The sequence below is a fragment of the Flavobacterium sp. genome (assembly GCF_047602195.1).
In the GTDB taxonomy this organism is placed as follows: Bacteria; Bacteroidota; Bacteroidia; order Flavobacteriales; family Flavobacteriaceae; genus Flavobacterium.
In genome coordinates, this window is record NZ_JASGHW010000003.1 from 145,937 (window position 1) to 163,164 (window position 17,228).

Below are 17,228 nucleotides of genomic sequence, written 5' to 3' on the forward strand. Positions count from 1 at the left end.
TATTTTTATTTTATTTGGCCAGGCGCTCCTTTTTGTGATGCGATTTCTTACAAGAGTTTGGCATTTCTTCCAATTGCAACTTACTGTTAATAAATTTATTACCTTTCATTATGCTTGCATTAAAAATTTATTAATTTTGAGTGGGGTAACTCATTGATTGCATACCATAACTCGCTTTTGCCATTCGTTTTTCGGATAAGGAGAACTTTGGTAAAATATGTATTTTACCGATGAAATTTACTTTTAATCGACAAAATGCACATTTTAAGAGTATTAATTATGAGATACAAAGTTTTAATGTAAATTTATGCGCCACAATGCCAAATTTCCACCATTAAATTTGCATTAAGAATTGAAGACCAGTCGATTTTAGACCGCTTTTTCAACCTATATAATACCACAACATACCACCAAAAAAATAAAAAAGTTATGAATTCAAAATTACTTACTCCTTTTTGTAGTCCCGCAGAAAAAAGTAATCCCCGATTGTTTCATTTGAAGAGCATATTGCTCGCCTTGTTTTGCATGGCCGGTTTTGGCCTCCAGGCACAAGTGAGTTCGTACGTTCCGACAGGAACCGGGGTGGGACAAACCTACACGGCGATTGTGACACCTGCTGCAACAGGTGTTTTTGGAACCAACGTAGCGGCAACGTTAGACAATGCTGTTTCGGGCGCCATCCCGCTTGGGTTCAATTTCAATTTCAATGGCAAAGTCTATACGACTTGTTACATTTCCTTCAACGGATTCATCACTTTCGGTTCTGCGCCAGCGGCTGCTGCTGCCGGGGCTCCAACAGGTGACTGGACGCCGATTTCGGCACCAATCAATAATTATGAAGGGGTGATTGCCGCTTATGCGAAAGATTTAAAAGGTGCCGGCGTTGACGTTTTGCGTCAAACCCAAGGGGCGGTCGGCAACCGAACTTTTACAGTGCAATGGACGGCATACCGATCGACCATTGCCAATACGCCAATCAACATGCAGATCATCTTGCATGAATCGGATCCGGCTAACGTAACCGATCCAGGTGTTATTGATATCAAGTACAATATTTCAGGTACGAATGCGACACAGACCGTTGCGCAAACCGGGCAGGTCGGGCTTCGTGGTGAAAACAACACAGACTTCAACAATAAAAACTATACGGTAAGCGGGGCATGGGCTACGGCCAGCCCGGTTTTTGCCAGAGGAACACTCAACACGCAGACGGTAACGACAAGATTTGCTGCGGCCTGTATCACGGCTGTGACCAGATTGACCTGGACACCTCCGACTTGTTTTGCACCACGTACGGCCAGAGCTACGCCGGTTTTGATTTCGTATGATTCGGCAACGATTACCTGGGTGGCACCAAACCCGGTTCCTGCCAATGGATACCAATATTTGGTGACGACAACGGCACCGAACAACATCAACATGACCTATCCGGTAGCGGGTACGGTAGCGACCGGTACAGTAGGGGCAGGTGTTCTTACTACACCGGTTTCGGCTTTAACAGCCAATACCTTATATTATATTTATGTGCGTTCAGATTGTGGCGGCTTGAGTGGATGGAGTGCTGCGGGTAGTTTTACCACATTGTGTACACCATACGCACCGTTGCCTTATACGCAGAATTTTGAATCAGGTTTTGTTATTCCTGCCATTCCGCCTTGTAACAAGGTAGAGGATTTGACCGGGGAAGTGGCGCCTTTGGGAAGATGGGTGACCAATACGGCTATCCCGTCGCCAGGACCTTATGGATTCCTCACGCGACATGCACAATGTACCACCGGAGGTTCTTTTGACAACAATACGACTTATTTCATAGAAGGAATCCAACTTACCGGGGGAGTTTCCTACCGACTGTCTTATAAATATGGTGCATCCAACGAATTCCCTACCACCGAGCAAAGTATGTCCGTGCGTATGTATTCTGCGCCTTATGTGGCCGCAACGAGTACATCTCTGGCGGACCATCCAACGGTCAAGGACGGTCCTTTTACCAACGTAATCAATTTCGTGCCGGCCTCTACGGGTGTTTATTACATTGGTTTCAATGATTACAGTCTTGCGGGCAATGCTACGCTCTTACTGGATGATATCGATTTGAGAGAATCTACTTGTATTGCTCCAACGGCCTTGAACGCAGGTGCCTTGACGGGTACTTCGGCTACCATCAACTGGACGGCGCCAGTTTTGGCTCCGGGAAGCGGCTACAACTATTATGTAAGTACATCATCAACACCGCCTACGGGAAGCACCACACCTACGGGTTCTGTGGGGGCTGGAACCGTAATCGCGAACTTGGCTTCATTGACACCAGCAACCACTTATTACTTCTGGGTTCGTTCCAACTGTGGAAGTGGGGATTATAGCGGTTGGTCGGTGATGGGAACATTTACTACGGCAAGTGTGCCGTCAGTGACCTATTGTACCCCGGCCGGAACGGGTTCTCAAGATCCGAATGGTATCACGAACGTGACCATGGGTACGATCAACAACAACACAGGCATTGAGCCAGGAAACTATGGCAACTATTCCAATTTGTCGACGACGGTTTACCAAGGTGCTGTTGTTCCGGTTTCGATTACCTACAGAACTGGTTTTACCTATGAGACCAAAATTTGGGTAGACTGGAACAATGACGGTGACTTTGTCGATGCAGGTGAAGAAGTGGCTTCGGGCGTTTCCCTTGGCACCAACCCAGCAACCTTGAACTTAAGCTTTACAGTACCTGGTGCTGCGATTCTTGGACAACACCGATTGAGAATTGGAGGAATTGACGACGGGGTGATTTTCCCGCCAGCATTGACACCTTGTAGAACAGGCCCGTACATGGCTTTTGAGGATTACAGCATCTTCGTGACCACTGCACCACCGGCATTGACATTGAGTGCAACGCCTCCGCCGATTTGTAGTGGAGATTCGGTACCGGTTACCATTACGTCAGTTTTGTCGAATTACAACGTATATTCTTGGTCACCAAATGGTGGAATTTCAGGTACAGCGCCAAACTATACCTTTACGCCGACTTCGACCAATACTTATGTGTTGACTGGTTTCAACACGACCACATTCCAAACCACTACGGTTTCAATTACCATTACCGTTAACCAACCGCCTACACCAATTACGATTACGCCGGCATCGGCAACCGTATGCCAAGGGCAGGTGGCGCAACAATTGACGGCCAGTGGCGGTATCGTTTCTGGGGTATCGATTTACAGCGAAAACTTCAATGGAACGGCACCTGGTTGGACAACGACCAATGCTACATCAGGTGGTAACCCAGCATCAGCCGACTGGGTATTGGCGCCTGACGGATATTTTCCGTTTATTACCGCGCTGCACAGTAACGACAATTCCCAGTTTGCGTTCACCGAAAGTGATGCGCCGGGAATTGGAACGACTACGGCTACTACATTGACTTCACCGCCAATCAACCTTACGGGTTATACCACGGCTTCGTTGAGTTTCTGGCAGTTTTATAATTATTTCAATGGTCCCGAAGGCGGAACGGTTCAGATTGCCAACAACATCGCAGGGCCATGGACAACGTTACAGGTTTATGGCAATACCGGTGATTTGGGTACCGAAACCAACTGGGTCAATTCGGTTCTTGATTTGACTCCTTATACAACTTATGCGACTGCTTACGTGAGATTCAAATACGACGCAACCTGGGATTGGGGTTGGGGTATCGATAACTTTGTGATTTCAGGAAGTGCGACCACTTCAATCACCTGGTCTCCGGTGACTGGTTTGTACACCACGGCAGCAGCGACGCCAGGGACAGAATACGTAGCAGGAACGGGAGCATTAACCGTATATGCCTTGCCTTCGACAACGACAGTTTATACCGCCAGTGCACAAAGCGGATTGGGTTGTACAACCAGTACAAACGCGACCATTACCGTTACGCCAATCAGCGGTGGTACGATGCCAGTAACCAGCCAGACCGTTTGCGGTGGGGGAGCGGCAGCCGATATCGTCATTACAACGGGAACTGTGGTAGGGAGCGTGCTTTATTGGCAATATGCCAGCGATGCCGCCTTTACGGTTGGAGTCACCAATATTCCGGGTACTGCAGGTCTTACTACTTTGCCATCAGCTACCATTGGAACACTTACAGCGACCCGTTATTACAGGGCGGTTATCAGTGTAGGTGGTTGCGCCAATGCTTATTCGCAAGTGCATACGATCACTGTTCCATCGACGACTTACAATGGTTCGGTTTGGTCCAACGGTTTGCCAAACATCAATACACAGGTTATTTTCACCGGAAACTATACGATGACGGCCAACATGAGCGCATGTTCGGTTGATGTTCAGGCCGGTACGGTAACCGTCAATTCAGGGGTTACTTTCACTGTACAGAATGCAGTGACAATCAACGCTGCTGCCAACCTGATTTTCCAGGATGATGCCAGCTTGCTTCAAGTAAACAGCGCCGTGCCGAATTCAGGAGACATGATTTACAGAAGAATCACGACGCCAATGCGCATTTACGATTATACCTATTGGTCTTCGCCGGTCAATGCGCAAATCCTGTCCAAAGTATCATTGGGTACTTTAGCAGATAAATATTTCTGGTTCAATACCGGTACCTACCAATGGACATCGGTTGCGGCACCTGGAAGTACCACAATGACGGTGGGTCGAGGCTACATCATTCGTGCTCCGCAAAGTTTTACGGCTACCCCGCAACCATTCAGTACTTTCTTTGGTTATGATGGCGTGGTCCACGGCGGTGGTACACCAAACAACGGAAATATTGTAGTATCGGTGGGTCGCAACAGCCCAACCCAAGATTTGGATTGTATCGGGAACCCTTATCCGAGTGCGATCAGTGCCAACTTGTTTATTTCGGATGTTTCCAATACGGCAGCCTTGGGTTCAGGAACGACTTTGTATTTCTGGACACACAACACACCAATTACCGCCTTACAGTATACGCAGGATGACTATGCAAGCTGGAACTATTCAGGTGGGGTAGGAACTGGAAGCCCGGCTGCTTCGGCAGGTTGCCCAACTTGCAACAACTTGGCGCCAAACGGAAATATCGCTGCCGGACAATCCTTCATGGTCAAGGTGGCAGCCAGCGGTAACGTTACCTTCAAAAACTCGATGCGTGTAGCGGGTAACAATGATCGTTTCTACAGAATGGGTCAAGGTGCCGCAAACAACAATGCCGTGTCTACCGAGGACGGAATGGAAAGACACCGTGTATGGCTCGAAATGAAAAACGAGCAAGGGGCTTACAAGCAAGCGCTCGTCGGATACATCCAAAATGCAACCAATAACATCGACCCTGGTTTTGATGGGGAACTCGTTGAGGCGGGTAATGTTATTGCCTTGTACTCGATTGTGGACAATACGAAATTGACGATCCAAGGAAGGGCATTGCCGTTCAATGATACCGAAGAAATCCCATTGGGTTACAGGAGCAACATTGCTGGTACCTTCCAAATCGCCATCGCCGATCTCGATGGATTGTTTACCACCGAAGCGGTTTATCTTGAAGACAAACTCCTCAATGTAGTCCATGACCTCAAGCAGGGTGCTTATACATTTACTACCGAAACCGGTACAGTCAACACCCGTTTCGCATTGCGTTTCTCGGGAAGCACTTTGGCGGTAACCAACCCAACATTTGACGAAAATGCGGTTGTAGTTTACAAAGACAAACAAACCATCCATGTGGAGACTTCGAACATCACGATGAAATCGGTTAAGGTTTTTGATTTGAGAGGACGCGAAATCCTGACCAAAGACAACATCAACAGCAGCAAAACGGAAATATCCAATCTGTTGGCTGCCCAACAAGTGCTCTTGGTTCAAATCACCTCGACTGACAACGTAATCGTAACGAAGAAAATAGTTTATTAAATTTCAGCGGAAATTTGACTAACCTCCTTTCCGTAAGAAAGGAGGTTTTTTTTCCTCTGGAGTCATTTCCTTTAGCGGCCATGTCGCCTTATCCCAATTAAGATAATATTCCTTTTTTATTTATTTAACCAATTTTTGATTTATGATTATAAACTACAATTCTTTGGGCGGTAGTAGGGATACTTTGCTCAAAAATGACGTAGGAGACCTCACTGGCTCACCGCCTGGGGGCTCCTGGAGAAGCAAGCTGACGCGTTGGCTTGCTTGTATGATTGTGTTTTTATCGTTGACGACGAGTCAACTGGTCAAAGCACAAAGCATAGCCAATTATGTGTTTTCCACGTCTACTACCGGTAGCTTGGAAGATTTGACAACCGGTGCCACTTCAATTATGACCGGTAACAACGATTCGGCATCCACTACGGTGCAGCCGATTGGTTTCGATTTTTGGTTTATGGGGGTGCGATATACCCATTTTAGTGCCAACTCAAATGGTCAGGTGAAGCTGCATACTTCTGCAGGTGATACGGCCATTGGAACAACAGGTATTACTTCTTATTCCTCAGGTGTCAATACATTGGCCGCCTTTTCGGGAGACAATGAAGTCAATAACGGAATGTTGATGAAAGTAATCGGGACAGCTCCGAACAGAAAGTTGGTCATTGAATGGACCGCGTTTTATGTTGGATGGTCGTTTAGCCTTACCAACGCAGGCAACATGCAGGCTTGGTTGAGCGAGGGCAGTAATGCAATCGATTATGTTTACGGCGCCATCTACAATGCCAACTCGAGTACTGCTGCAAGAGGCGTTTATATTGCATCGAGCAATACAGCCACGACTGCAGGACATGTTGTGATTGGGGCATCTCCAACATTTGTTCCGAATGCCACATTAGCAACTACTACTTTTGCGGCAGGAAGCGGAACTACCACAGGTTCGCCATTGCTTTCTGATATTGGTTCCTTGACCAATGGAAGCAGAAGGGTTTATACTTTTACACCGACAACTCCTACAGCACCATCAGGATTGAACTTCACGGCAATCACGGCTACGGGAATGACCTTGAACTGGGCTGATAATTCGGCCAATGAAACTGGTTTTTCGATTTACAGGTCTACCGATGGGATCAACTACACTTTGATTACCACAACGGCAGCCAATGCGATTACTTACAACGCCACCGGATTGTCGGTGGGAACGAATTATTTCTGGCGGGTGAACGCAATAGCGGAAGTGCCGAGTGCGGCTACCTCTGCTTCGGCATCGACCACAGCAGGAACCCTTTCCGGTCTTAAAACCATTGGGACAGGCGGAGATTACGACAACTTGACGCAGGCGTTTGCCGCCATCAATTCAAACGGATTGGCCGGCAACATTGAACTGCGTTTGGCTACGGGTTATCCAGCTACACCAGAAACTTACCCTATTGTAGGTTCTAACACTGCTTCGGTGGGTACGTTCAATGTAAAAGTGTATCCAATCGTATCCGGATTGTCTATTACGAGCAACAATGCCACTGGCACGCTCAACTTAAACAATTCAAGTAAGGTTACCATAGACGGACGTGTCAACCAGACCGGACCGATGGATTTGGTCATTGCCAATACGAATGCAGGTACCAGTTATGCGGTGCAATTCGTCAATGATGCATCAAACAACGTCATCAAGTATTGCTCGATCCAGAGTGCCAACACTTCTGTAACCAGCGGAACCATTGTCTTTGGTACGACTACAGGAACAGGAGGTAACGACAACAACTCGATCGAGAATTGCGACATCAAGGACAGCAGTGCCACGCCGGCCAACGGAATTTATTCTGCCGGAACCACTACCAATGCTGGAACTTACAATGACAACAACACGGTAACGAATTGTAACATCTACAATTTCTTTAGTGCCGGCAATGCGACCAATGGTATTTTGGTGGCTTCGGGTAATGCCGGTTGGACCATCACTGGAAATAGCGTTTATCAAACGGCATCACGCACTTATACCACTGGCAACACGCATACAGCAATTAACATTACCAACGGAAGCGGCGGAAGTGGATATACCATTTCTGGAAACTTTATCGGAGGTACGGCTGCCAGTGCGGGAAGTACTGCCTATACAATGGGCGGAACTGTAGCCACTTTGTTCAGGGGTATTACCTTGAGCGCAGGTACCGGAACCGTTTCTAATGTGCAAAATAACGTGGTGCGCAACATCGCCTTGACCACTTCCAGCGGAACCACCACTTCTCCTGGAATTTTTAGTGGAATCAACATTACAGCCGGAACGGTCAATGTAGGAACAGTTACCGGAAACACGATTGGTTCTTCAACGGGCAACGGATCGATTACTGTAACCTCTACTACATCGGGTGGTTGGGTAACCGGTATTGTAGGTGCATCGGCTGGATCACTCGATGTGCGAAACAACACTGTGGCTTCGATTACCGCAACGGGTGGAGCGACAATCGGTTATGTAGTATATGGAATCTATTTTTCAGGTTCGCCAACAGCCCGAACAGTCAGCAATAACAACATCGGTAGCGCAACAGCCAATTCGATTTCTATAGGTGCTGCTGCAAGTACGGGAACAAGTACTTTTACGGGAATCTACGAATCGGGTACGCCTACCACATTGACCATGAACAATAACATTGTACGCGGCAATACGATTTTTACAGCTATCGCTACGATGCACTGTTTGCGCGCAACAACAACACAGGCAACGGTGTCGGGCAACCAGGTTTTCGACAATGCAATTACGGCGACCGGTTCGGGCGGTACAAGTGCTTCCATTTTGTATGGTTACTACAACTTCGGTTCGCCAACCGTAGAGAATTTGACCAACAATCAGATTTACAATTTGTCGATGTCGGTTAACAATACCGCTGCAGCGACAAGTAACATGGTTGCAGGTTTTTACACGAATACCACTGCATCGGCTGTTAAGAACATTAGTGGCAATACGTTTTACAATTTGAACTATTCGAACGCCACAACTGGTAGCGCTACGGTTTATGGAATCCGAAGCCTGCTGGGTGCACCGACCAATATTTTCAAAAATAAAGTATACGGTTTGACCGCTTCTACGGGTGCCGGATCAATTGTAAATGGTATTTCGGTTGAATCTGGAACGACCAACAATATTTACAACAATCTCGTTGGTGGTCTTACGGCTACAGCCTCTGGTCTTACAGCACCAGCCGCGTCTGTTGTTGGTTTGAATTTTTCAGGAACCACAGGAACATTTAATGCCTACAACAATACGATTCACGTTACGGGTGCTGGAGGAACAAACTTTGGTTCGGCTGCGGTGTATGCCAATACAGGCAGTACGGTTAATCTGAGAAATAACATTTTCAGCAACCAATCGACGCCAAACGGAACCGGTAAAGCGATCGCTTACCAACGTTCGTCCACAACTTTGGGTACCTATGATAGTGCTTCGAATAGAAACTTGCTTTATGCAGGTACGCCGGGAGCCAATAACCTGATTTATTTTGACGGAACCAATTCTGACCAGACATTGGCGGCCTTCAAGATCAGGATGGTAACCCGCGATCAGGCTTCAGTGACCGAATTGCCTACTTTCGTGAGTACAACCGGTTCGGATGCTACTTTTCTTCACATCAATACCAGCACTCCGACTTATGCCGAAGGCGGCGGAGCCAGCATAGCCATTGTAACCGATGACTTTGATGGAGATGCGCGTAATGCTACTACCCCTGATATCGGGGCGGATGAATTTGCCGGAGCTGCTATTGGATGTACAACAGCGGTAGCAGGAACCATTTCTTCTGGCCCAACTTCATTCTGTGTAACAGGTACTCCTACAATTACTGCGACTGGTTTTTCATCTGGTTCAGGAACTACTTACCTGTGGCAGTCATCTGCTGATCCAGGATTTGCCTCACCAGTAGATATCGGATCACCATCTGGCGCTTACACGAACCTTAGCCCAACGGTAACGGCCAACACTTCTTACCGTTTGAAAGTAGAATGTGTGAACGGTGCTTTGGTGAGTTATTCTAACGTTATTTCTTTCACGGTCAATAGCCCGACGCTGGTTTCAACCACGCCAGGCACAAGATGTGGGGCAGGTACGGTCTCTTTACAGGCTACTGCTGCTGGGGCTGATACAGTAATGTGGTATGCAAACGCTTCGGGCGGTACTTCATTGGCAACGGGTTCACCATTTGTAACACCAAGCATCACTGGAACGACCACGTTCTATGTTGCGGCCAGTACGCCTCCAACGTCTTATTCGCTTACTGTTGGTGGTGACACGACATTGACCAGTGCGACAGAGCAGCCAACGGCTTTCTGCAACAGATGGACAAACTACAAAGGACAGTACGTATTTACACCAGCCGAATTGAATGCTGCGGGTATTTATGGCGGCCAGATCAATTCGATTGCGTTCAACATCACTACTTTGGGTGATGCGGCTACGAATTCGAACTTCATCGTTTCGATGGGAACTGTGGCCAGTACCACCTTGACCACGACTTACATTACTGGTTTGACCCAGGTATATGGTCCAGTCACTTATACGCATGCGGTTGGAATCAACACAATCAACTTGACAACACCGTACAACTGGGATGGGGTGTCTAATTTGGTGGTTGACGTTTCGCACGCGGGTGCCAATGCCACCAACAACTCGGTTACCTATTATACTGCAACTGCCGGAAATACCGTTATTTACAGTACTACGGGTACCATTGGTACAACCGGATCATTGTCGAACAAACGTTTGAACATCACGTTTAATGGTGTTTCTGCTTGTGTGGGCTCACGTCAGCCAATTGTGGCTACGATAAACCCGGCTCCGGCATTGACTTTGAGTACTTCTACGGCCAATGCTTGTGCGGGAGGTTCAAGTTCATTGGTGACCATCACTTCGAACGTTGCTGATTTTGATACGTATTCTTGGTCGCCATCCACGGGCGTAAGCGGAACTGCGGCTACAGGTTATACCTTCAGTCCTTCGGTTTCAACCAATTACATTTTGACAGCCAGCCAAACCAGCGGAAGCTTGTGTACGAACACGGCTTCGGTTTTGGTGAGCGTTGTGGCGGCTCCGACAATTACATCGGCAACGGCTACACCTGCAACCATTTGTTCAGGACAAGTGAGCACCTTGACGGCAGCAACGCCTTCGGTGGCTTTCCCTAACTATGCATTTACCGGAAGCGCTGGTACATATACCCCGATTTCGGGAACGGCTACCACGGCAATCGGTGACGATTTTGCACAAGGAAACCTTCCAATCGGATTTACATTCAATTACAACGGTAATCCATATACGGTATTTGCCGCTTCTTCGAATGGATTCATCGAATTGGGCAGTACTTTGTCTTATGTCAACAATACAGAGTCAGGATGGCTACCATCTACGAATGCATTGGCCACAAGAGCCAACATCATTGCGCCATTCTGGGATGACAACAATACGGTAGGCGGCTCATTGCAATACCTGACTACAGGTTCAGCCGGAAACCGCGTTTTGACGGTCCAATGGACAGACATGCACGTAGGTTCTACCGGTTCGACAACTTCTCCGACCCTTTCGATGCAATTAAGATTGTATGAAGCCACCGGAGGAATCGAATTCATTTACGGACCTAGGAGTGCTACGTTGACTGCAGGTGCTTCAGTGGGCTACTCTGGTGCTGTAGGTACTTACAGAAGTATGACGCCGGCTTCTCCGCCAAGTGCTTCGACTTCTTCTACAACTACCGAGAATACGACTGTAACCGAGACTAATCTTCCAAGTGGAACCACATATTCATTTGTACCGGCTACTCCGGCTACAATCACTTGGTCTCCAACTGCCAATTTGTATACCGATGCGGCGGCTACAATCGCTTACACCGGTACGGTAACCAATACGGTTTATGCTAAATTGACTGCGCCGGCAACTTACACCGCGACAGCAACCAATACAGCGAATTGTAGCTCGACCCAGAACGTATCTGTTACCCTCGGAAACCCGACGGTAGCGGACATCACTGGCGATTCTTCGGTATGTTTGCCAAATACCAACACGATTACGCTTTCCAATCCTACCCCTACGGGAGTTTGGAGTTCTTCGGATGTTGAGATTGCAACGGTTAGCCCTTCAGGTATCGTGACTCCGGTTGCCGAAGGAACGGTTACCATTTCTTACACCGTCACTGCCGATGGATGTTCTACCGTTAAAACCCATGAGGTGGCGGTAAATGCTCCGGTAGAAATTACTTCAAGTACACCTACACAAACCACCACTATCGGCGGCAATACTTCGTTTGTAGTTGTGGCTACGGGTACGGGAACACCGGGCCTGACTTACCAATGGCAAGTCAACACTGATGAAACCGGTGAAACTTTCGACGATGTGGTTGACGGAGGTGTGTTCAGTGGTGCCAATACGGCTACCTTGAGCTTGACCGATGTGCCAGCTTCTTTCAACAACTATTTCTTCCAGTGTATCGTTACTGGGGCTTGTAACACAGTAATTTCTGACCTTGCGATCTTGATCGTTGGGGAAACAGGAATCATCGAGCATCCGCAGCCGCCAACGGTATGCGACAATGGTGCCGCTGTTGCGAGCTTTACGGTAGTTGGATCGCCAGATGTGGAAACCTACCAATGGCAAGAAGACCAAGGTGGTGACAACTGGCAAAACCTTTCCAACGGCGGAATCTATTCAGGTGTGGACACGGCTACTTTGACGTTGACCGGCGTGACTTCTGCCAACGACAACTGGAGATACAAAGTGATCGTGACCGGTAATGGTACGGCAGAATCCAACCCGGCGACTTTGAACGTCGTGTCGGCTGCTACTATTGATACCGATCCAACCGCACAATATGTTTGTTACACAGGTGGTTCGACTAGCTTTAATGTCGCTGCTTCAGGGGATATTGCTTCTTATGTTTGGCAATATTCGACTTCGGCATCTGGCCCTTGGAACACAGTAGCCAATGGTACGCCAGTAGGAGCGAGCTATACAGGTGCGGCTACGGCAACTCTGAACGTAACCACTACAGCGGCAACGCCAACAGCGGGTACGTACTTCTACCGCACTATTGTGAACAGTGCGGCGCCTTGTGGACCTGCTACTTCGGGACCTGCACAAATGATGATCAATACGCCAAGCATCACGACACCGCCAGCCAACGCTTCGGTGAATGCAGGAGCTTCAACCAGTTTTACGGTTTCGGCCAATACGATTGGTGCACCAGCTTATGCATGGGAATATGCTACGGCAACCGGTGGTCCTTGGACGGCTGTTGCCAACGGTACGCCAGCGGGGGTTACTTATACAGGAACCAATACTGCGACCCTTGGTGTAGTCACTACAACCGCTGCTGCGGCAAGTACTGCCCGTTACTACAGGGCGATCGTTTCTTCCCCGGTGGGATGTTCGGTGACTTCGGCCAGCGCACAATTGACAATTGTAAACTACTGTACACCAGTGGCTGCTACAAGCACATCTTCTTATTTCAACGGTTTCTCAACAACCGGTGGAGTGTCTAACATCAGCAATCCAACAACCGGTTTCTCGACCTCGGGTTATGGAAACTTCATTGCACAAGGTGCTTCCCAGTACCAAGGCGATCCGATCAACTTCAGCGCAGTTCTGGTAGGAACTTCTGTAGGGGTGGCCATCTGGGTAGACTGGAACCAGGATTTGGTTTTTGATGCTTCGGAAAGAATGTACAATACGAGTACTTTCACCAGCACTACGCCGCACAATGGAACCTTTACCGTTCCGGCTGGAGCCCTTCCGGGTACCACCAGAATGCGTATCTTGATGGATTTCAATACGGGTAGTCCGGCAAACCCTTGCGGTCCGTTTGGATCGGGAAGAGGGGAAGTGGAAGATTATTCCTTCACCGTTTTGGTTAAACCAGCCTGTACCGGAAACCCGGTTGCTGGAACCATCTCGGCTTCTCAATCGCAATTGTGTCTTTCAGGAACCAGCGTCTTGACTGCTACAGGTTATGCGCCAGGGGTAACTGGGGTAACCATCCAATGGCATGATGGCAATGGACCGATCAGCGGGGCAACCAATCCGACCTTTACCACACCAACCTTGACAACCACTACTTCTTATTTCTTGAGGGTGACTTGTACCAACGGTGGTGGTTTCTCGGATACTGCTCCAGTGACGATTACGGTCAATAATCCATCGGTGACCGGTATTACTCCGGGTGCACGTTGTGGAACTGGAACTGTAGCCTTGAGTGCAACCGGATCGGCAGGTACGACCCTGAACTGGTATGCGGCTTCATCAGGTGGTGCTTCATTGTTCACGGGTGCCAACTTCACGACACCGTCTATTTCAACCACTACCAACTACTATGTTGACGCTTCAACAGGAGGCGGTAGCGTGACGATGGGCCCTGCTTCGCCAACGGCTCAAGGCGGTACGATTGGTTCACAAACGGTGGCTTGGAACATCAACTTTAATGTTTTGGCTGCAACGACCATTCAATCGGTAACCATCTATCCATCGACTTCTGGTCAAAATGGTGTGATTACCGTAAGACAAGGAACCTCTACGACAGGTACGGTTGTTTCAACGACCAATTATACCACAAATGTGAGTGGTGGTGCAACACCTCAGGTCATTGTGTTGAATACACCATTGACGCCAGGTACTTACAACCTGTACACCGATACATTGCCTACAGGCGGTATCAATAGGAATACGACAGGTGCGGTATATCCGGTTACTTCTGCCGTAGCAAGCATCACAGGAAATGGTTTCGACCAGAATTACTGGATGGGTCTTTACAGTTGGGTATTCTCCAACGGATGTACCTCGGCAAGAACCATGGTGACTGCGACAGTTAATACTGCTCCGGCATTCACGCTCAGTTCATCTGCTGCTACAATCTGTTCAGGAAGTTCTACACCTGTAGTCAATGTGACTTCTAACGTTGCAGATTATGATACTTATGTATGGACCCCGGCCACTGGTGTGAGCGGAACCGCTGCTACAGGATTTACTTTCAATCCTTCGGTAAGCACCAACTACACGTTGAATGTCTCACAATCTTCGGGTAGTCAGTGTACGAACTCGGCGACATTCAATGTTACGGTTAATCCTACGCCTGTGACGCCTGTAATTTCTCAGGCTAGCACTACCATCTGTAATGGTGACATTGTGCCGTTGAACATCGGAACATCAAGCACAACCTCTGCAGCAGTTACCTTTGGAACTGGAACTACGGCTCCGGGAACGACTTCTTTCCCGAACCCATTCAGCGCCTGGTATGGTGGAGCCAAACACCAGATGATCATCACGGCATCTGAATTGACTGCACAGGGATTGGTGGCTGGAAGTAGCATTACTTCTGTCGGATTCAACATCAGTGCATTTGTCAATGCGGCTTGTACGAACTTTACCATCAGAATGGGTAATACTGCACTCAACGCCTTGACCGGATTTGTGACGGGAACTACTGCAGTGTACGGCCCTACTACATTTACGCCTACCGCTACCGGTGTGGTTAACTTTACGCTGACTACGCCTTTCACTTGGAACGGAACTTCAAACATCATCGTCGAGACGATCCACAACGCAGGCAACAGCGGTAACGGTTCAGGCACCAGGGCTTTGACAACAACTACCGCGACCAATACGGTTTTCTACGGCGCCAAAGACAGTGTGGCTGGAGGAATCTCAGGATTTGACGGAGCTGCTCCATACACCAATACCGGTGCGAGCAACCTAAGACCGAACATCCGTTTAGGATTCACCGCTTCGCTGATTCCTTCCTGGTCTCCTGCGGCGGGACTTTACACCGACGCCGGTGCAACCGTTCCATACGTGAGCGGCCCGGCGGCTACGGTCTATGCCAAACCGGCGACGACGTCCTCTTATACGGCCACGGTAAGTTCATCGGCCGGATGTCCAGCGACCAGCGCTGCGACTACCATTACGGTGAACCAATTCTATCCGTTCTACGTGGATGTTGACGGTGACCACTACGGAACCGGAGCCCCTGTATCATTGTGTGCTGCCAGCGCATCTACACCTCCGACGGGCTATGCAGCCGTAGGCGGCGACTGTAACGACGCCGTTGCTGCGATCAACCCAGGCCATGCCGAGGTATTGTACAACGGAGTGGACGACAACTGCGACGGCAACCTCGACGAGGGCAACCAACTGGTGACCCAGTTATTGGCGGCCTCTTGCGGGGCGACCTTGACCTCTATCGGTTCACTGATCGGTATCCAGACGATCGCACCGGCCTCGACCATCACCAGATGGAGAATCCGTGCGACCAACGGAGCACAGGTACAGACCATAGAGACCAACGTGCCGCACTTCACCATGCCTCAGTTCCCATCGTATGCGTATGCGACCACGTATACCATCGCGATCGAACTGCAGCGCAACGGCGTGTGGCTGGGCTACTACGGCCCGAACTGTTTCGTGTCTACCCCAGCCATCCTCGAGGAAGGCGGAGCGGCGGCGGTATCTCCTTCGCAGTGTGGCATCACATTGCCTAAGATCAATACCTTGATCGCGACCACGAGCATCCAGGGCGTTACCGGATACCGTTTCCGCGTGACCAACCTGACCGACGTCTCTGGCCCTAACGCGGTGCAGACGATCGACCGTACGCAGAACTGGTTCAGCCTTCAGATGCTGACCCGTTACAACTACGGTACGACCTATCGCATCGAGGTGGCCGTGAAGACCACGGGAACCTATGGCGGATACGGATCTCCATGTGAGGTTTCATCCCCAGCGGTGCCTTCACTGGTGAACTGTGGTGGTGTTGCGACTTCCGGAACACAGACCATTGCCGCCACGAGCGTATCGGGTGCTACCCAGTACCGCTTCCAGATCACCAGACAGTCAGACAACGCATCGACCACGATCGACAGAAGTACCAACTACTTCGTCTTCAATGCAGTTCCGTCTTCAGCCTTCACGGCCGGCGCACTGTATACCGTACGAGTTGCGGTGATGACTACCGGTACCTGGTCGCCGTTCGGTGATGCCTGCGAGATCACGGCCCCAGGCGGAACGGCCAAGGTGGCTGCGGGAACAGGACAGACCTCATCTGATCTGTTCAGGGCCCAGGCGATGCCGAACCCATTCACTGCCGACTTTGGCATCGATGTCACGACATCAAACAAGGGCAACGTGCAGTTGATGGTGTACGACATGCTCGGCAAGTTGATCGAGTCGAGGGAAGTCAAGCTCGAGGACCTGAGCGTGGAGAAAATCGGATCGAACTATCCATCGGGTGTCTACAATGTGATTGTGACGCAGGATAATGTCGTGAAGACGCTTCGCGTGATCAAGAGATAAAATCTAAATTATCTTTAATAGAAAGCCCCTTCGGAAACGG

At 49.1% G+C, this 17,228-nt stretch carries 2 protein-coding genes; both read left to right on the forward strand.

The window, feature by feature from the left end; all coding sequences use genetic code 11:
- The first annotated feature begins 495 nt into the window (after positions 1–495).
- Entirely contained in the window at positions 496–5,874 is a 5,379-nt protein-coding gene (locus tag QM717_RS04140) for a T9SS sorting signal type C domain-containing protein (RefSeq protein ID WP_415035139.1), read from the forward strand.
- 142 nt (positions 5,875–6,016) lie between these two features.
- Positions 6,017–17,188, forward strand: a complete 11,172-nt coding sequence (locus tag QM717_RS04145) for a GEVED domain-containing protein (RefSeq protein ID WP_415035141.1) — start codon at positions 6,017–6,019, stop codon at positions 17,186–17,188.
- Positions 17,189–17,228: the final 40 nt, after the last annotated feature.